14 protein-coding genes are annotated in these 20,324 nt (G+C 45.0%); 9 read left to right on the top strand and 5 right to left on the bottom strand.

Features of this window, described 5'->3' with window-relative positions; genetic code table 11:
* Nucleotides 1-264 precede the first annotated feature (264 nt).
* Nucleotides 265-612, bottom strand: a complete 348-nt coding sequence (locus AC1RM2_RS12590) for a HesB/IscA family protein (RefSeq protein ID WP_147055353.1) — start codon at nt 610-612, stop codon at nt 265-267.
* A 93-nt stretch (nt 613-705) separates the two neighbouring features.
* Between AC1RM2_RS12590 and AC1RM2_RS12585 the strand changes: the two genes are divergently transcribed.
* The 8 genes from AC1RM2_RS12585 (at nt 706) to AC1RM2_RS12550 (ending at nt 14,580) form a co-directional block, all read left to right on the top strand.
* Complete coding sequence (locus tag AC1RM2_RS12585) at nt 706-1,236, top strand: DUF7935 family protein (RefSeq protein WP_492985426.1); 531 nt, start codon at nt 706-708, stop codon at nt 1,234-1,236.
* Nucleotides 1,237-1,239: 3 nt separating this feature from the next.
* Nucleotides 1,240-2,787 carry an acyl-CoA mutase large subunit family protein gene (locus tag AC1RM2_RS12580; protein ID WP_492985425.1) on the top strand — a complete coding sequence of 516 codons (1,548 nt, stop codon included), beginning with the start codon at nt 1,240-1,242 and terminating at the stop codon, nt 2,785-2,787.
* 436 nt (nt 2,788-3,223) lie between these two features.
* Nucleotides 3,224-4,651, top strand: coding sequence for a chromosomal replication initiator protein DnaA (dnaA, locus tag AC1RM2_RS12575; RefSeq protein ID WP_090651550.1), 1,428 nt, complete (start codon nt 3,224-3,226; stop codon nt 4,649-4,651).
* Nucleotides 4,652-4,874: 223 nt separating this feature from the next.
* Nucleotides 4,875-7,676: a PKD domain-containing protein gene (locus AC1RM2_RS12570; protein WP_492985424.1), complete on the top strand. Its 2,802-nt coding sequence runs from the start codon at nt 4,875-4,877 to the stop codon at nt 7,674-7,676.
* Nucleotides 7,677-8,073: 397 nt separating this feature from the next.
* Complete coding sequence (locus AC1RM2_RS12565; protein ID WP_492985423.1) at nt 8,074-9,582, top strand: family 43 glycosylhydrolase; 1,509 nt, start codon at nt 8,074-8,076, stop codon at nt 9,580-9,582.
* Between the two features lie 18 nt (nt 9,583-9,600).
* Entirely contained in the window at nt 9,601-11,370 is a 1,770-nt protein-coding gene (locus AC1RM2_RS12560; RefSeq protein ID WP_492985422.1) for a family 43 glycosylhydrolase, read from the top strand.
* A gap of 93 nt (nt 11,371-11,463) precedes the next feature.
* Nucleotides 11,464-12,405 (top strand): glycoside hydrolase family 43 protein, encoded by a 942-nt coding sequence (locus AC1RM2_RS12555; RefSeq protein WP_492985421.1) that lies wholly within the window; start codon nt 11,464-11,466, stop codon nt 12,403-12,405.
* A 183-nt stretch (nt 12,406-12,588) separates the two neighbouring features.
* Nucleotides 12,589-14,580, top strand: a complete 1,992-nt coding sequence (locus AC1RM2_RS12550; RefSeq protein WP_492985420.1) for an alpha-L-arabinofuranosidase family protein — start codon at nt 12,589-12,591, stop codon at nt 14,578-14,580.
* 416 nt (nt 14,581-14,996) lie between these two features.
* Here AC1RM2_RS12550 and AC1RM2_RS12545 read toward each other — a convergent pair whose 3' ends face one another.
* The 4 genes from AC1RM2_RS12545 to AC1RM2_RS12530 form a co-directional block, all read right to left on the bottom strand.
* The gene (locus tag AC1RM2_RS12545) at nt 14,997-16,637 is read right to left on the bottom strand and encodes a hypothetical protein (RefSeq protein ID WP_492985419.1); all 1,641 of its coding nucleotides are present in this window, start codon (nt 16,635-16,637) and stop codon (nt 14,997-14,999) included.
* 209 nt (nt 16,638-16,846) lie between these two features.
* Nucleotides 16,847-17,512, bottom strand: a complete 666-nt coding sequence (locus tag AC1RM2_RS12540; RefSeq protein ID WP_492985418.1) for a response regulator — start codon at nt 17,510-17,512, stop codon at nt 16,847-16,849.
* Between the two features lies 1 nt (nt 17,513).
* Nucleotides 17,514-18,299 (bottom strand): sensor histidine kinase, encoded by a 786-nt coding sequence (locus AC1RM2_RS12535; protein WP_492985417.1) that lies wholly within the window; start codon nt 18,297-18,299, stop codon nt 17,514-17,516.
* A gap of 652 nt (nt 18,300-18,951) precedes the next feature.
* Entirely contained in the window at nt 18,952-19,407 is a 456-nt protein-coding gene (locus AC1RM2_RS12530) for a hypothetical protein (RefSeq protein ID WP_492985416.1), read from the bottom strand.
* Between the two features lie 298 nt (nt 19,408-19,705).
* Between AC1RM2_RS12530 and AC1RM2_RS12525 the strand changes: the two genes are divergently transcribed.
* Nucleotides 19,706-20,302, top strand: a complete 597-nt coding sequence (locus tag AC1RM2_RS12525; RefSeq protein ID WP_492985415.1) for a hypothetical protein — start codon at nt 19,706-19,708, stop codon at nt 20,300-20,302.
* The last annotated feature ends 22 nt before the right edge of the window (nt 20,303-20,324 follow it).

Raw genomic sequence — 20,324 nt, 5'->3', positions numbered from 1 at the left:
ATAAGCAGTTATATGACTAACAAGCCTACCGGTTTGTTACAGCAATATAAAAATAAGAGACAGTACGTGAAATGAGCTTAAGAATGAAAAGACAAAAGGATAAACAACGGTGTCGTGTATAAGGCCATCTCCGTTTTGGCACCATTGAAAAAGGCAGCCATTGGGCTGCCTGTATATCTACTTAATACGATATAAGTCTGTCTTGCGGCTTACTCCGGATAGATTTCTTCGTCTTAACTCTTGATTCTTAACTCCTGACTCTATTTACACCGAGAATGATGTTCCGCAACCGCAGCTGCTCGCTGCGTTAGGGTTGTTAAATGTAAAGCCACGGGCGTTTAAGCCATCCTGAAAATCAATCTGCATACCCATCAGGTACATACCATGGGCTTTGTGCATAAATACTTTTATACCATCTATAATGAATTCCTGGTCGCCATCCTTTTTCTGGTCAAAACCCAGTACATAGCTCATACCCGAGCAGCCACCACCCTCAACACCAACACGCAGACCAAATTCATCGCCAATCTCTTGCTGATCCTTCAACTTAAAAAGTTCCTTAACGGCGCCCGGTGTAAATGATACCGGTAAAATTTCAACAGCAGTACTCATCTTATTTTATATTTAACTATACAAATATAAGGTAAAATGTGGATTTTTACATCCACAGCTATTTTATGACCTCTGTATAACATTTTAATAACCATGCTTACAACCCAATATTTACTTGATATTTTAAAGTTTACCGTAGCCGGCGCCGGTGTTATATGGATAGCCTTTTACCTGGTGAAACCATATCTTGATAAACAAAACCAGGTGCAGCTGCTGGAGCTTAAGCGCAGTGTAAGCAGTCAAACCCTGCCTTTACGGTTACAGGCCTACGAGCGTGTTGTGTTATTTATTGATCGTATTAATCCGGCCAACATGCTCATTCGCCTTAATGCGGGCGGCCTTTCGGCTGCCGATTTGCATATCGTTATTGTTAACGAGATCCGTACCGAGTTTCAGCATAACGTTACCCAGCAAATTTATGTAAGCAGCCGGGTTTGGGCTGTGATGAAAAGAGTAAAGGACGACACCCTGAGCCTGGTAAACAACGCCGTAAAAGGCCTTCCCCAAAACGCCACCGCCATGGATCTGAGCAAAACCGTGCTCATCCACCTAAGTCAGTTGCAAGATGATCCGTATGAGATAGCCATTAACCTGGTGAGGCAGGATTTGGAAGAGTTATTTTAAACCATGATGGCTAAAAAATTCAGCACCACATCGGGTATCGAAATAAAGGAGGTTTACACCGAACCCTCCAAAATGGACGAGCTACCGGGCCAGTTCCCCTTTACGCGAGGCATTCAAAAAGACATGTACCGTGGTAAAGCCTGGACAATGCGCCAGTATGCCGGGTTTTCAACGGCTGAAGAATCAAACAAGCGGTATCACTATTTATTAAGCCAGGGAACAACAGGCCTTTCGGTAGCTTTTGACCTGCCTACGCAGATTGGTTATGATAGCGACCATGAGCTATCCGAGGGCGAAGTAGGCAAGGTTGGCGTCGCCATCGATTCGCTGGAGGATATTGAGATATTGTTTGATGGCATCCAGCTTAAGGATATTACCACCAGCATGACTATTAATGCAACCGCAGCTATTTTGCTGGCCATGTACATCGCGTTAGCAAAAAAACAGGGGGCAGACCTGAGCCAGATTTCGGGCACCATTCAAAACGATATATTAAAGGAGTATGCGGCGCGGGGTACCTATATATATCCGCCAACTCCATCAATGCGGTTAATTACCGATGTGTTTGAGTACTGCAGCAAGGAGGTGCCTAAATGGAATACCATATCCATTTCGGGCTACCACATCCGGGAAGCCGGTTCAACTGCGGTGCAGGAATTGGCTTTTACACTGGCCAATGGCAAAGCCTATTTAAAGGCTGCGCTTGAAAAAGGGCTGGACATAAATGTATTTGCCAAACGCCTTTCTTTCTTTTTTAACTGCCATAATAGCTTTTTCGAGGAGATAGCCAAGTTTAGGGCTGCAAGGCGAATGTGGGCGCATATTACCAAGGAATTGGGAGCAACCGATGCCGGGGCGCAGAAACTGCGTTTTCATACCCAAACCGGGGGATCAACCCTAACCGCACAGCAACCACTTAATAATATTATAAGAGTAAGTAACCAGGCCCTTGCGGCAGTATTAGGTGGCACACAATCGCTGCATACTAATGGTTATGACGAGGCATTATCCCTGCCAACGGAAGCTGCCGCTAAAATAGCCCTGCGCACCCAACAGATCATCGCTTTTGAAAGCGGTGTTACCGATACTGTAGACCCACTGGCAGGTTCATACTTTATAGAAGCCCTGACCGACGAGGTTGAAGCCGCCGCGCAATTATATCTGGATAAGATAGAAGCCATGGGCGGTGCTGTTAAGGCTATTGAACAGGATTACATCCAACAGGAGATAGCAGCATCAGCATATCAGTACCAAAATGATATTGAAAGTGGTGAAAAAATCCTCGTTGGCGTAAATAAGTTTACCCAGCATGAAGATGCCCCATCGGGTATGTTCAGGGTTGATGACTCCATCCGCAAAATGCAGATAGAAAAAATTAAAAAACTCAAAAACAAAAGAGATAACCAAGCTGTTGAAAGAACTTTACAACAATTAAGAATAGCAGCAAAAGGCACAGAAAATTTAATGCCTTTTATAGTATCTTCGGTTGAAAATTATGCTACCTTAGGAGAAATCGCGGATATACTGCGGGAGGTTTTTGGGGAATATTAGTATCGCGGGTGTGGCTTCAGGATTTGTGCGGGTATCGTGCCATAATTAACAAAAGAACAGCTTTTATTTTTAATAAGCATTAAACCAGTGCTTTAGTTTTTAGTGCAACGCAAAAGGCTAAAATGGCTAAACAATTGCCTTTATTTTACCATATAGCTGCAAAAAAAAACGGTGCTATTTAGGTGGTTTTTAACGGATTAATCAAAAAAGCCGAAAATTAATTTTTAAATAATTCAATTGCGTTTTTTATTACAAAACATTGCGTTATATACAAATTTTATACTTAAAAACAACTTTTGTTGATAACTTACAAAATGTTAAAAAAGTGAAAAATTAATTTTTTTATACACTTTTTTTGGACACATTTGATGTTCCGTAACAGTCCCGAAAGAAGTTGACTGAGGGGTTGGAAATCAAATAATTACTTATATTTACTATGGAAAAAACTTGTACTAACGTTTGGAATAGCTGTCTTCAGATCATAAAGGACAACATACCGGCACAGAGCTTTAAAACCTGGTTTGAGCCGATAAAAGCCTTAAGAATGGAAGGGAGTGTCTTGACGATACAAGTACCAAGTTTGTTTTTTTACGAATGGCTTGAAGAGCACTACGTAGGGTTATTGCGCAAAACAATTAAAAAACAATTGGGCGATGAAGGGCGTTTAGAGTACAATATTGTTGTTGAGCAATCATCATCAAGTAAACCCTATACAACGAATATGCCCTCGAACGGAAATGGAGCCGAGTCAAAAAATCAATCGATGCCGATCCCTATCTCTATAAATAAGGACATTAAAAATCCTTTTGTGATACCCGGCCTCAAAAAGTTAAATGTTGACCCGCAACTGAACAGAAACTACACCTTCGAAAATTTTGTTGAAGGCGACTGTAACCGCCTGGCACGGTCGGCAGGATACGCTGTGGCCGCGAAACCGGGTGGCACCTCATTTAACCCATTGATGATTTATGGCGGCGTTGGGTTAGGTAAAACACACCTTGCCCAGGCTATCGGTAACGAAATAAAACGTTCACTGCCCGATAAACTGGTACTTTATGTATCGTGCGAGAAATTTACACAGCAATTTGTAGACGCACTTAAACATAATAACATTAACGATTTTGTTAACTTTTACCAGGCTATTGATGTGCTCATTATGGATGATGTGCACAACTTTGCCGGTAAAGAAAAAACACAGGATTTTTTCTTCCACATTTTTAACCACCTGCATCAAAGCGGCAAACAACTGATCATTACATCAGATAAAGCGCCAAAAGATTTGGCTGGTTTAGAAGAGCGCCTGTTATCACGGTTTAAATGGGGCCTGTCGGCCGATTTGCAGATCCCTGATCTGGAAACCCGTATGGCTATCCTTAAAAATAAGATCTACCAGGATGGTATCGAACTATCAAACGATGTTATTGAGTATGTAGCCCATAATATTGATAACAATGTGCGTGAACTGGAAGGCGCCATGGTATCGTTACTGGCACAATCAACCCTTAACCGCAAGGAAATTGACCTGAACCTTGCTAAACAAATGTTGAAAAACTTTGTGAAGAACTCCTCAAAAGAAATTTCGATGGAGTATATACAAAGCCTGGTTTGCGAATACTTTGAAGTACCTATCGAAATGGTAAAATCGCAAACCCGCAAACGCGAAATTGTGCAGGCCCGCCAGATATCTATGTACCTGGCCAAAGCACATACTAAAAGTTCATTAAAATCAATAGGGAATTTCTTTGGTGGCCGCGATCACTCTACTGTGATTTATGCCTGCCAAACAGTAGAAGATTTGATTGATACCGATAAAAAGTTCAAAGGCTACGTTGCCGACATCCAAAAGAAGCTAAAAATGTCTTAACCGACCTGTTAATCATATTACTAAGAGCCTTGCATCAACATGCAGGGCTTTTTTTGCAATTGTTTTCTCCATCCACCCTTTCATTTACCGATTGAAATAGCCAGTTAATCGATACATCGAGGTAAATATGCCGTTGTTACAACATCTTTAGTACAGATTGGCTGCTTGCTTACTCAGCTGTGCATTGTTGCGCCAATTCACCCATAATTAATTGTGCTTATAGATGTTGTTTACTTTAAAGCCTGGCAAACTGCTTGCCCTTATCGCCTGTTTTCTGTTCACCCTGTTTTCATACCGCCAGGCTGGGGCGCAAAGTCTGGGCGATCCGGTTGTTAAAATAACCTTTGGCTCGGGCACTGCCTCAAGGGCCGGCGCGCTTTCGGCCGACTCGGGATACACCACTTATGTTTACAGCGCAAGCGGGCAAATAGGCGAAAACTATTACACCATAACCAACCAAAGCAACACCACTGTACACGGCGGCTTTGTAGCCAGTTATGATCACGACTACGAAACAACGGGCAATACCAACGGCTATATGATGGTGGTAAACGGCAACGTACAGGCCGGCACAGTTTATACCCGAACCGTACCCGGACTATGCGGCAATACCCAATACCAGTTTGGCGTTTGGATAAAAAACGTATTATCAACCGGCGGCATACTGCCTAATATGGTTTTTCATATTTACGCCGCTGACGGCGTAACCGAATTAGGTACCGGCGTATCAACCGGCGATGTTCCTACCGGTAATGTATGGCATAATTATACCGCAAACTTTACCTTACCAGCGGGCACAGGCGACGTAGTAATTAAACTGGTAAGTAATGCCAGCGGCACTCAGGGTAACGATTTTGCGGTAGATGATATTACCTTCAGCCCATACGGTTCAACCGTTTCGGCTGTTTTCAATGGTTCAACCGCAGGTACCGAAACCACCTGCGCGGGTTCGGCACAAACCTATACCATTAATGCCACCAGTACGCTGGCCAGCGGCTATGTACAAAAACTACAGATATATACCAATGGTGCATGGACAGACCTCAGTACCGCCGGCACAGCAACTACTTATACTATAACTGCCCCTACCACGGCGGGCACTTACTTGTACCGCCTGGTTTCGGCTATAACAGCAAATATCACATCGGCAAGCTGTGTTGTGGCATCCAATAGCCTGACACTGGTAGTTACGCCAGCGCCGGTGGCCGCATTTACCGTTGCCAATCAAACCTGCCTGGGCACAGCAAATGTATTTACCGATGCCTCGGTAACCAACGGATCAACCATACAATCATGGGCCTGGAACTTTGGCGACGGGCAAACGTCGGCGTTGCAAAGCCCTACACATACCTATGCTAAAACAGGTACTTATACGGTAACACTTACTGTAGCCGGCAACACCGGGTGCACACCATCGGTTGCTACCAAAACGGTAATCATCAATGCATTGCCTGTAGCGGCATTCGGCTTTACCACGCCCGATTGCTTAACCCAGGCGGTTACCATTACCGATCAATCAACAACAGGCACGGGCACAATTACCTCCTGGCTTTGGGATTACGGTGACGGCACAACCGAAACCAAAACCACCAATAGCGCCTTCACTCACCTGTATGCCAGCGCCGGTACATATAGCTTAAAGCTTACCGTCACCAATTCGGGCGGGTGTACAGGAACGCTCACCAAAAGCCTTGCGGTAAGCCCGCTGCCGGTTGCCGCTTTCAGCATGCCCGATGTTTGCCTGGCCGATGCATCTGCCACCTTTACGGATAACAGCACTATTGCCGACAATACCACAGGGAATTTTACCTATTTGTGGAATTTTGGTGATGCCAACGCAACCAGCGCAAATCCCAATACATCCACCCTGAAAAATCCATCGCATAAATATACCCAGGCAGCCGTGTACCAGGTTACGCTTACCGTAACATCGGCAAGTGGCTGTACATCTACTATTACCCAAAGCTTTACAGTAAATGGATCTATACCCGTAGCATCATTTACCGTAGCCAATACCTCAGCACTGTGCAGCGATCAGCAGGTAAGCTTCACCAATACGTCTACAGTTGATTTTGGCAGCATCACCAAAGTAGAGTGGTACTATGATTATGGTAATAACCCGGGTGCAGTTGAAACCGACGAAAGCCCAAGCTATGGCAAAATATATTACCATACCTACACGGCTTTCCATACGCCGGCCTCGCAAAACTACCAGGTGCGCATGGTTGCTTATTCCGGTGGTAGCTGCGTATCCATTATGGATAAAACCATTACGCTGCTTGCCGTACCCGAAATAACTTTTACTGCGCCATCGGCAGTATGTGTTAATGGCGGCACTGTACAATTAGCGGCCCAGGAAACCGCAGGGGTAGCTGGTACGGGTGTATATTCCGGCACTGGGGTAAGCAGCACCGGTTTGTTTGACCCAACTGTATCAGGAGCCGGTACTTTTACTATAAACTATGTTTACACGGCAACAAATTCCTGCCCGGTTTCGGCAAGTCAAAGTATTACCGTAAATCCCATCCCCGTTATTACCACTGGTCCAGATATTACGGTATTATCGGGCGGAACCGCCAGGCTGCCGGCTACTGCAACGGGTACAGGGCTTACATATTTATGGTCGCCGGCAACTTACCTTGATGATGCTACCTTGTTAAACCCAACAGTTACACCTACCGACGATATTACCTATACACTCACGGTAACCAACAGCTCGGGTTGCCCGGTAAGCGGGCAGGTGAATGTTTCGGTATTGCAGGGGCCGGTTGTACCTAATGCTTTCTCGCCCAATGGGGATGGCGTTAACGATCAATGGAACATCAAATATTTGAATACCTACACTAACTGCACAGTCGAAGTTTATAACCGTTATGGTGCCAGGCTATTTGCCTCTGTAGGCTACGCGGTTCCATGGGATGGCACTTACAATGGTACCGCCGTGCCTGGCGGTGTATACTACTACATCATCAACCCTAAACATGGGCGGAGTACCATGTCGGGGGCGTTAACAATAATCAGGTGATTTGTGTACAAAGCGTTCGCTTTTTACATACACTGTTCGGGTGTTCGGGGGTTAATAGCTATTGTGTTTGTAATCAGGTGTTTAAGTGTTCGGGTCTTGTTTTTTGTTGAACGCCTGCCGTCGATCATAATTTATTTCTTCCTAACTCTTTTTGCCGTACCTGCTACGAGATCAGAGTTGGACTGGAAATAGAAATATTAATTTTAAAAAAAGACAATAACAGCGGGGCGCGTGCCATTCTCCCCGCTGTTTGAGCAATTTACCCCCTTTTGCCGATGCTAAAAATGAATGATATTTGAAGTCCGGGAATAGGCAACGGAGTAGTATTGCTATAGTGCGCTCTGGGTACTATAAGCTCTGCAAGCCATAACCCCTAATAAAAGCAACTTAATTAAATATGTATAACTACAAATCGAGTAAAAACTTCTTTATCACGCTGCTATTAATAGTACTAAGTGGGTTATGTTATGCGCAGCAGCCGGGGGGTAATCCGGTTATCCCGGATTACTCGGCAGATCCATCGGTAGTTACGTTCAATGGTGTATATTATCTTTACGGAACGTCGGACATTGACCAGAAGCTTGACAGGATGGGCCCGCCGGTGGTATGGAAATCGCCCGACCTGATTAATTGGAACTACAACGGGAATATATTACCGGTTATTGACTGGAGCAAGCCTTATCCTTACAAAGACCGGAATGGCACGGATAAAACCGGTTACTTTCGTTTTTGGGCGCCAGGGAAGGTATTTAAAAAGGATGGTGCATACCAAATGTTTGCTACCATTGTTAAACCCGACGGGCAGGTGGGTACCTACCTGCTGGCAGCTACGGTACCCGAGGGGCCGTTTCATTTTACTAATGGCACGGGTGTTTACTTTAACGAACCCGAAAAAGCCGGCAAAGAGACTAAACCCGTAGCGAATGATATTGACGGCGACCCGTTTGTTGACGATGACGGGTCGGCCTACCTGGTGTGGAGGAAAAGAAATATATCGAAACTTAGCCCCGACTGGAAAACCCTGGCAGGAGATAAAATAGTTATACAAACCTCACGGTCCGGCTACTCTGAAGGCCCGTTCCTGTTCAAGCGCAAAGGGATTTATTATTATGTTTATACGCTAAGCGGCGGCTCCAACTATGTGTATGCTTATATGATGAGCAAAACCGGCCCCCTGGGGCCGTATTCGGCCCCTTCCGGTCCTGATATTATACTACAGTCAGCTATCGCCGCCAACGTTTGGGGGCCGGGTCATGGCAACGTATTTGAAATGCCGGGCACCGGGCAATACGTTTTCTTTTACCTGGAATATGGTAATGGTTATACAACCCGGCAGGTTTTTGCCAATAAACTGGAATTTAATGCTGATGGCACGATTAAACCCGTGAAGGTAAATCGCGCCGGCATCGGCGTGCTGTTGAAAAACAGCTACCCCGCGGCCATAAAGCCAGTGGCTGTTAAGGCATCGGGCTTCAAGCCAGATTCTTTAATCAAGTCTATTATCGATACCGCGATATCCGGTATTGCAGGCATTGCTCCCCGCGATAAGGGCGAAGGCGTTGTTGCTGTTGAGCGCACGATGAATGGTAAGCCCGAAAATGCGGCGGATGGCAACTACGGAACTTTTTGGATGGCATCCGGGAAAGATAGCCAGCCCTGGCTTGAAGCCGACCTGGGATCGCCTAAAAAGATTAACAGGTGCGAGTTGTATTTTGTGGCCTCCGCCTTAGGGCATACCTGGAAGCTGGAGAAATCAACTGACGGAAAAAAGTGGCTCACGGTTAAAATAAATACCGAACCAGCAGTGCGGTCGCCGGAGGTTGCCGCTAAAATAGGATCGGCAAGGTATCTTAGGGTAACCGTGCTGTCTGGTGTGCCGGGCCTGTGGGAAATGAAGATATATTAATGCCATCGTGCTGAAAAGATGAACCAACATATAAAAGATTATATTTTACAAATATTCAAGACCGTCGCCCTCGTTTCCAGCCTGGTGCTATTAACTATATTTTGGGGATGCGGCAACTTGCGTGCACAGAACCGGCAAAAAGCACAATACACCATATGTAACCCGCTGGACCTGAACTATAGGTTTTGTCTTGACACACCTTCGCGCAGAGAGGCTGCAGACCCTGCCGTCATCGTTTTTAAAGGCGAGTACTATCTTTTTGCTTCCAAATCGGGAGGATATTGGCACTCGTCCGACTTGAAGCACTGGAAACTTATAAAAACGGATGATTTGCCGTTAGAGGATTATGCGCCAACCGCCGTGGTGATAGGAGATACGGTTTTGTTTATGGCATCTACCGGAAAGGATGGAGGCAAGATCTACAAAACGGGTAATCCGCAAAGCGGAAAGTGGACAATTGCCAATCCGGCGTTTCCGATTAGCCTGGTAGACCCGGATTTGTTTTTTGATGATGATAACCGGCTTTATCTTTATTATGGCTGCTCAAATATCAATCCCATTTTTGTTGTAGAGCTCGACATGAAAACCCTGATGCCGAAAACACCGCCGGTTCCGCTTATCAACAGCGACCGCGCTTTTAATGGCTGGGAACGCTCGGGCGAGCGTAACGAGATGACCGCACGGCCATGGATTGAGGGGGCGTGGATGACAAAAATTAAGGGGAAATATTACCTGCAATATGCTTGTCCCGAAACAGAATTTAAAAGCTACTCGGATGGGCTTTACACAGGCGATTCGCCCGTAGGCCCTTTCCGCCTTGCCCCGAATAATCCGTTTTCTGCCAGGCAGGGGGGCTTTATAGGCAGCGTGGGCCATAGCAGTACCTTCCAGGACAAGTATGGTAATTATTGGAGAATCTCGACAATGACCATATCGGTGCATCACCGGTATGAGCGCCGGCTGGGAATCTTTCCGGCTTTCTTCCGGTCCCCGGAGGATGCTTATACCTACACCGGTTATGGCGACTATCCTTTTTTTGTACCTGATAGCCGGATAAGCGGCCCCTCAGATCTCTCTACAGGATGGGCGCTGCTATCTTATAACAAGCCGGTTTCGGTTTCGTCCCAAATCAAGGGGCATGAGGCCTCATTGGCGGCAGATGAGGATATCAGGACATACTGGAGTGCGGCAACCGGCGGGGATAAGGAATGGATAAGTATGGATTTGAAAGCCAAGTGCCGAATTAATGCGATACAAATAAACTTTGCCGATCATAATGCCGGGATATACGGCCGGAAGCCCAATGCTGCTTATGATTATTTATTAGAAGTATCGGCCGACAATGCCCATTGGAAATTAATAAACAATACATGGCTAACAGCGCAGGATAACCCACACCCCTATATTGAATTGACTAAACCCGTATATGCAAGGTATTTGCGTATCAGGAACGTGAGCCTTCCCGGCGGCACTTTCGCATTATGGGGACTGCGGGTATTCGGGAAGCAATTACAGCAACTGGCCAAAGAAAAAATTACATTTACTGCAGTAAGGGACAGCACCGACCGCTGCCGTATCCGTTTAAAATGGCCTGCCAGTCAATCTTCAACGGGTTATAATATCAGGTATGGTATAGCACCCGGCAAATTGTATCAGAACTACCAGGTAAATGGAAAAAACGGCGCCGAAATTGGAAATTTAAATAGCAAACAAAGCTATTACTTTACTGTAGAGCGTTTTAACGAAAACGGCATCGTCAAAAGCGGTCATGTCTTATTCATTAAATGACACCATGGGCAAAGGCGGATTTATCCTGAACGATGTTGCCGCCGGGTAACAACACAAAATAACTGTATTGACAGATTTTAACCAACAATAAAAATGATGAAAAAAACGGTACTTATTCAACTGATCGCCTTGCTGACAGTGTGCGCTGGCATAGCTAATGCGCAAACAAAACTTGATACCAACGCAAAGCAATTTTTCCTTTTTTCGTATTTTGTTGAGCAGGACGTCGGTGTTAACCTTGCTATAAGCACAAATGGTATCAATTGGCTGCCCGTTAACCACGGAAAGGTTGTAGCAACACCACAGGTGGGCGAAAAGCTGATCAGGGACCCCAGCATCAACCTGGGAACAGATGGAATTTTCCGGATGGTATGGACCACCGGCTGGAAGGGAAAAAACATTGGTTATGCCGAATCCAAAGATCCAGCAAAATGGGGAGATGAAAAAGCCATTCCTGTAGGTTCAGGTATAGATAGTACCAACAATTGCTGGGCGCCCGAAATATTTTTTAACCCTCAAAAGAAAAACTACATGATCTATTGGTCGTCAAATATCGGTCCGTGGAAAAAAGAAGGAGAAGGCAGGATATATTTTGTAACTACAAAGGATTTCAAGGTATTTAGCAAACCCGCTGTTCTTTTCCGTAACGGATCGCCGGCGGGCGGTGCAGCCGGCAACCAGGGGCCGATAGATGCTTTTATTTATAAGGATAACAAACGCTATCTTTTATTTTATAAAAAGGACGATAACACCCATATCCCTAATATTTATTATCGGGCCAGCCAAAGCCCGGAAGGGCCCTGGGGCGATGAACATGGGCCGGTGACCCCATCAACAGGCGATGAAGGCCCGTCGATAGTAAAAATAGGCCCAAACTATTGCATGTTTACAGATCCATTCGAAAGCGATTTTGCTTACATGTTTGTATCTAAGGATCTGAAAACATGGAAACGCCAGGCAACTGATCTTAAAATGGCCCACGGAACGGTCATTGAAATTTCTAAACAAACAGCACTTAAGTTATTGAATGAGTAAATCCTTGTTGTTTAATATAATTGTCAAAATAACAATAATAAACCTCCAAAGTGTCTTAATTACACTTCAAGTGTAGAATTAAATAAAGATTGAAAGGTTTTTATTTATCATAAAAAGCTATATATTTGTTAATAATTGTTCTTTACACAATTATTAATTGTAAACCTCAAAAAATTAAACCTGATGTCTGTTAAGCATGTTTGGCCTGGGCTATGCCTGGCCCTGTTGTTTGTTGTTGATTTGGCCAGTGGCCAGGGTACCGCTTCTTTAGGTGCGCAAAAAACTAAAATTCCGGGTGCCAAACCCATTAGTAAGGATCTGTTTGGAGTGTTTTTTGAAGACCTGAGCTATGCGGCCGACGGCGGCCTGTATGCTGAGCTTATCCAGAACAGGTCATTTGAGTATAGCGCCAGCGACAGGAAAACATGGAACCCGCTAACCGCCTGGGAGTACACTACCGAGGGCTATGGTTACGGTACCATATCTGTAGAAACAGCTAAACCCCTGCATCCCAATAACCCGCACTATGTGCAGCTGAATATCGACGACGCCGGGCAGCAGGGTGTGGGCATTACCAATGCCGGGTACGATGGCATCAACATCATAGCCGGTCAGAAATATGATTTCTCTATCTACGTTCGGCAAATATCGGCCAACCCTGTTGATATGCAGGTACAGCTGCGCGGAGACAAGGGCGCTATATATGGTACATTTTCGTTCCAAACCGAGGCTGGCCGGTGGAAAAAATACACCGGAACCATTGTTGCCACAGCAAGCGCCGATTCGGCAGGCCTCACGGTACTTGCCCGGCAGCGTTCGGTATTGGCTATCGACGAAGTTTCCCTGTTTCCGCACAATACTTTTAGACATGAGCCGAATGGATTGCGGGCCGATCTTGCCCAGGCCGTTGCCAATCTTCAGCCTAAGTTTCTCCGTTTTCCGGGTGGCTGCCTGGTGCATGGCGATGGCCTCAATAACATTTACCGCTGGAAAAATACCATTGGCCCTGTAGAGCAGCGCATACAGCAGCGCAACATCTGGAATTATCACCAAAGCACAGGCCTGGGCTTTTACGAATATTTTAGATTTTGCGAGGACATTGGCGCCAAACCGCTGCCGGTGGTGGCGGCCGGTGTAAGCTGCCAAAATTCGGGCGGTACCTGGCGCATAGGAGGCACGGGCCAAAAAGGTATCCCTTTACCCGAAATGAAAAGTTATATCCAGGACATCCTCGACCTGGTAGAATACGCCAACGGCCCCGTTACCTCGGTTTGGGGCTCCAAACGGGCGGCAGCCGGCCACCCAAAACCTTTTAACCTGCAGTATGTAGGCATTGGCAACGAGGACAAGCAAACCAACGATTTCAGGGACCGATTTAAAATGATATATGACGCCGTACGCGCAAAACATCCCGAAATTACCATCGTGGGCACGGTAGGCCCCGCACCCTCGGGCGAAGATTACGACCTTGGGTGGAAGTTTGCCGACCAGCTTTCGGTACCAGTTGTTGACGAACACTTTTACGAAAAACCCGAATGGTTCCTGAAAAACAATAACCGGTATGACAGCTATCGCCGCCCGAAATCGAAGGTATACATCGGCGAATATGCATCATGGGGCAATACCCTCATCAACGCGCTTTCGGAAGCCGCCTTTATGACCAGCCTTGAACGTAACGGCGATATTGTGCAAATGGCATCCTACGCGCCGCTGCTGGCCAATCTTAAACATACCTCGTGGAACCCCAATCTCATTTATTTTAATAACAAAACCCTGGCGCCCACGGTAAATTACTATGTACAGCAGTTATTCTCGGTTAACCAGGGCGATGCGTACATTCCCGATGTAATATCACTTAACCAGGCCGGTGCCCGTGCCGATTCGACCCTGGTTGCATCATGCGTACAAAACAGCAAAACCGGCGATATTATTTTAAAAATAGTGAACGCCGGCCCGCAGGCTGCAACCGCCCGGGCAAACCTTTCGGGTTTGGGTATAGTAACCGCTAAGGCCACAATAGAGGTGCTGCAGGGGCAGCCATCTGACAAAAACACCATCGATCAGCCCAAGAATATCGTCCCGTCACACGCCGAAATCAGCGTAGCGCAACTCGGCAGTTACACCGTACCGCCTTATTCATTAAGTGTGATACGTATTAGTTTAAAGGGGAATTAAAGTATGGTTGAAATTTATGCGAGAGGCCATAAACTTAGGAAGGTTTATTTTTTTAGAGAGGCACGGTAGAAGGGGGGCTTAACTTTGTGCTTATACTGTATCGGGCTTAGCCACAGGGGCAGATATATTCGGGGTACAATTGCATTAAAAAAGAATCGGGTGCCCTCAAAATAAGTTCTTACTGTTGTAATTAGTGTTACGGATCATAACTGGAAGATATGTTGTAATGCACAGGCCGCCTATCTCCGGCCCCTCTGGGCGACCGGTGCTAAATTACATGATATACGGCTTGGCAGTAGCCATTGGTGTGAGATCATGTAAAAGGAACATGATGGCAATAATTGTGAATGTGCTTGCTCAAAAAAATAGCCACCCGAAAGGGTGGCTATTGGGTTAGATAGGTTTAGGAAATAATATTATGGCCATACAATGCCCGATTGGCTGTCGCTTAGCCATGGCTTACCGTCGCAGCTGGTGCCGGGGTGTGCTGCAAGGCAGGCTTTAACAAATTGAGCGCCTACGGTATGGCTTTTTAGTTTTTTGGAACTGCAATAGGTGTTGCCGGCGTTATCTTTATAAAGCTGATAGGCAGGGTAACCTAATTTTGCTGCTATCTCGAAATTGTTTGGCGTTGCACCAGGGTAGCTGGTTTCTACACCAAGGATCCAGCCGGTTGAGCTTTCGTTGGTTCCGGCTATCATGGATGCAGGCGGATCAAGTGTAATAGTGACCGTTGATGTAGAACTGTTGGAGGTAGCGTTGTGCGAATAAGTAGACTCGGACCCGCCGCCCAGCGAGATACCCAGGAAGGAAACACCTACCGATACCGACTGCTCTATGGTAGTCTGAATGCTTTGGAATGACTCGCTGGTTACCGTGATCTGGATAGATGGGTAGTTACTGATAGCAACGCCAGTTGTAAAGCCAAAGGGGCCGGCATCAGAAAAATCGATACCTGGTTCTGGCGAGAATACAAAGCCCGAAACATCTGATGAGCCGTTGGCAATGGCTTCGGTAATTGGCTGCATCCAGTACCAGTTCAAACCGGTGGCCAAATCAAATATTATCGGGCCGTAGTTTACCAGGGTAATACCGGTAAAGGTCATGTTAACGGTAATGCTATTTGATGATGTGGCTATGCTGTCGCGAAAATAGCTGGCGCTGGCATCAACAGATACGGTTAAAAAATCATCTACAGGGATTTCAAAGCTGGTTTCGCCGTTGACGCTTATAGTTAACTCGCTTTCGCTGGTGCGGGTAACGGTCATGCTTAAATCGATACTGTTGCTGGTTGTGGCCAGGCCGTTAATGATTTGTGATAGCGGGGTGCTTACCGCGTAAGCCGGGTTGTAAACGGTAGTGCTGTTATCCAGCAACATACCGCCATTTGTACCCGAAGCCGATTGTACGTTACCTAACACTGTAGTAAGGTAGCCGGCATTCATGGTAACCGCGTTTTGTAACGATACGCTGCTGCCCAGCGCGTTCAGGTAGTTGGCCAATATTGGTAAAACAGGCTGACCGCTGGCCGGCGTGTTATTGAGTAAACCGTGCAGGTTTTTGCTTTGCGAAATAGCATACAGGTTGGTAGCAGGCTGTGCCCAGGTAGTGGCAATAGTGCTCATGATAATATCAATTGGCTGCTGGGTAGCTGTAGCAGGAGGCAGCTTAGTGTAAATGGTTTTCCAAATGTTTAGCAGTGCCATTTGCTGGTTAGTAGCAGCTGTTTGGGCATTGTTAAGTGCAATTTGATCAGCGCTTGATAATTTGTACTGTACTTTTGAAATAGCTTCGATGTAATAGTTAATAAATGAGGCATCCAGTTGTACCGGGGTTGCGCCGGCAGCCAGGTTTGACGATATCCAGCTGTAAGTGTTGGCGTTAAACTGGAGGTTGCTTGGGTTTTGAAAATAGTAGGGGAAATTGCCCGGGCTGGTTACGGTAAAATCGGTAAGCGGCTCGGTTAATACCGATGATAGAATGCTTACTGCCTGTCCTCTCAAATAATCGATGATTTGGGTTGCTTCTGATTCAGAAGTTACTAATTCTGTACTCATGGTTGTAGATTTTTTTGATTGTGCTAAGTTTACCTACTCTGTTTAGGCTTTTCGGTATCGGCCTTTTTGTCATCCAGGATTGAAAGCGCTTTCAGTGTTTCGACAATTCAAAGTAACGGGATACTTATGGGCGGCTCAAGCGCAGTAATGCGGCTAATATAAATCAGGTAGTAATACGGGGTATTAAAGTAATTGTACGTATGCGGGGGTTACATCACCTCTATAAGCTGGTGCTTTACGGCGTACAATACAAGGCCTGCGGTATTGCGGCTTTGGGTTTTAAGGAGCAGGTTGTTGCGATGGCCTTCTACAGTGCGGATGCTTAAAAATAATTTTTCGGCAATTTCGGAGCTGGCATATTCTTTACAAATAAGCTCAAGCACTTCTTTTTCGTGGTTGGTAAGCTCAAAAGGCGAGGTGCTGAAAACGTTTGTGGTTTTATTACGCCGGGCCGCAGCATTTTGTATGGCGGCCAGGGTTTGCCGGTTAATGTAAAAGCCGGTATGATGCACGGTTTGGATTGCCGTTATTAATTCTTCCTTATCGCAGTTTTTAAAAAGATAGGCGGAAGCGCCTGCCGAAACCATTTTGGCGATAAGCCTTTCCTGCGAGTGTACAGATAGTACCATCACTTTTATTTGGGGGTACTGTTCCTGTAGCAGCTGGTTAAGTTCGATGCCGTTCATGCCGGGCATATTCATATCCAGCAACAGCACCTCGGGAAGCGAAGGGATGGTTTTTAAGATGCCGAGCAGGTCTGCTGCGCTTCCGGCATCGGCAACCAGCTCAAAATTGGGTACGCTGTTGATGAGTACTGCCAGGCTTTGCCTGAAAATATTCTGATCGTCTACAATGGCTACCCTTATTAGCTCCATTTTATATGTTATCTGTTTTGAGCCGGATGTTCATGTTAAATCCTTTGCGGTCAGGGAAATCAGTTTCGTAAGCTGCGCCTATAATGCTCAGCCTGCTTTCGATGTTTTGCCTGCCCATTCCTTTTTTTGTTTTATCGGCATCAGCAATACCTTGCCCATCGTCCTGGTAGCTCATCAGCAGGTAATTGTCTGCTATATCAAAATTAATATTTACCTGGCTGGCATTGGCATGTTTAATAGTATTGTTTAGTAATTCTTCAAAAACCCGGTATAAGGATAGGGACACATCGGTGCCAAGCTGGTCGGTTAAGGAGTTGGTGTTATCGGTAATGTTTACCTTTAGTTTGCCGGTGGCGGTGATAAACTCGGCCAGTTCTTCTAAAGTTCCCATAAAACCGTACAGTTCGAGCCCCGGCGGCGATAGGTTATGAGAGATATGCCTTACGTCCTGTACAATTTTATCTATCTGGCGCTTACAGGTGCCCGAAAACTCGCCGCCCGCGGCTGTAGCTACATTATTAAACATTTCGATAGTGATGCGCAGGTTTGACAAGGCCGTGCCAACATCGTCATGCAAATCCTGGCCAATGCGTTTGCGCTCCGCCTCCTGCGATACGATAATTGTTTTTAACAGATCCTGTTGATGTCTGAGTTCTGCCTGTTGTAATTCGCCTTGCTTTTTTAACAGGTTGTTTTGGTTGCGGATAAAAACAAGCACAAACGATACTACCAGCATGAACACGCCGCCCATGCTGATCAGTAATAAAACGTAAATATTATCCTTCATTTTTTTACCTGTAAAAAGCCAACTGCTACCATTAGGTACATTAGTAATACAAGTGTAGCATGGACCCCGCCGAAAATGAAATAGAGATTGTCACTCGCTTTTTGAGTAATAAGATTTAAAAAAGCAAAATAAGCGAATGAACTGGAAAAGTATATTAATAAGCCGGTTACAATCCAGTTTGCGGGTATTGTTGTCCAGTGCGTTTTGTTTTCTTGATTACTGTAATTTAAAAAATAATACATGCACAAGCCAATTATAATTAGAGCAGAAATTGGCCTGGGATAAGAATTGTATTCGTATATGTTTTGTATAAAAAGAAAATCAAGCACACTCAACAGCGGGAATAAAATAAATAAGGCCCAAATTATCCAGGAGACTCGGCGTTTACGTATGGACAGTTGAAAGAATCTAAGTATAAATAAATATTCTGCAATAGTATAAAAGTGCAGTAGCGGTAAATTATTGATGTTATGCAACCCCATTATTCGTTCAGCAACATCTGTTACACCTGCAAATAGCAGGTATAACAGTATTACTTTTGATGGGTGGTTTTTGTAAACAGTTTTTGCAAAACCAGTGCTTATAGGAATTAAGACAGCCGCGGGTACTATCACCGATTCAAATACGTGTTTCATTTACAGAACATAACTTATTATGAAACGGGTAAATACAATTCGCTGCTTTGGTCGCAATATTTGGGGCAAGGCGTAGTAAAATCATAAACATTGGTATCGTTCGGGTTAGGATTGCTTGCGTCTTTATGTACAGCATCGGTATGCGGAGCCGAAGGATGAACCTTTAAAACAGGTACCACAAGACCGCGCATATCGTCGGGCGTTGCCGAGATCGGCATCGTTTCGCCCGCTATTCCGAAATATACCCTGATGCCAACCAAAGTGTCTTTTGAATAGTATTGCTCACATTCTTTTTTTAATGCGTCAATGTCATCAAAAGAGATGTAAATAGCTCGCGGAATGGAATCTGGATTCTTTTTAAAGCCAGGTATTTGCAGCATGGCATTCAGCCACCTGTCGATACGGATTTTGGCAAGCTCAAGGCTGATGGTTGTTTTTGAGGGTTCTTTTTTGTGTTCGGTTTTGTGTGTCATGGTACTTAGGTTGAAATTGTTATTGATATTATTCGATAGAAAAATCAGGTAATAAATAACTGGCTTTTATGTAATAAAAAGGTGGATTATTGCATATGATATCTGGGCTAAATTAATATATATATTCATATAATTATTAAGGTAGATGATATTAAAATCCAGGGCTGCTCATGTTAAAACTAAATTATTTATAAGTTATCAAATCTGTTCGCTCTAAGTTTTACGAATCCTTGTTTTTAACTTTAAGTAGAATTTTGGGCATTGGTTTTCGTGCCGATTTTTGTTAACAGAAAATTTTATGAAAAGGAATTTTAGCTTAGTTATTACCGGGCTTTTGTTGGTTTGCTTAAACTCCTGTAAAAAGGATAATTCGGCTAAACCTGTAACCGGTGCTCAGGGTACAAGTGCTACCACAGGCAGTACCTATTCGGTAACCGGCAAATGGTATATCACTAAAGATAGTGTTCAAACGCTCGATTTAAAAACCGTTTTACCCAACCTGGTAGCGCCCAATAGTTTTACCCAAAACGATTTTGTTGTATTTAACAGCGACAGCACCGCAGCAATTTCAAATACGCATGCCTTTAACGCCTTTTATACCGATTATGAGGCTTCAAATACCGATAGTAAGCTGCGGGTAAATACCAATATCATACCCAACCTGGGGTTTAAATACCATGTTAGTTTTGAGGGTTATTCCATTACAGCGGCTGCATCGCAAAATTTGCCGCAGCCGGTTTATGCTTTAGAAGCCGAAAACCTGGTGGCGGTAAAAAGCATTGGCTACAACATTTATATGCCTTCGGCAACTACAATGATATTAAAGCACGACCTGGAAATTCCAACGCTGCAGCATGATTACCGGATAAAAGAATATGTTTATCTGAAAAAGTAGGTATTCATTGCATGGTTTTTGG

Source organism: Mucilaginibacter sp. GW822-FHT03E02, from assembly GCF_058801545.1.
The sequence above is the reverse complement of the archived record's forward strand: the minus strand, read 5'-3'. Positions and strand labels throughout refer to the sequence as shown.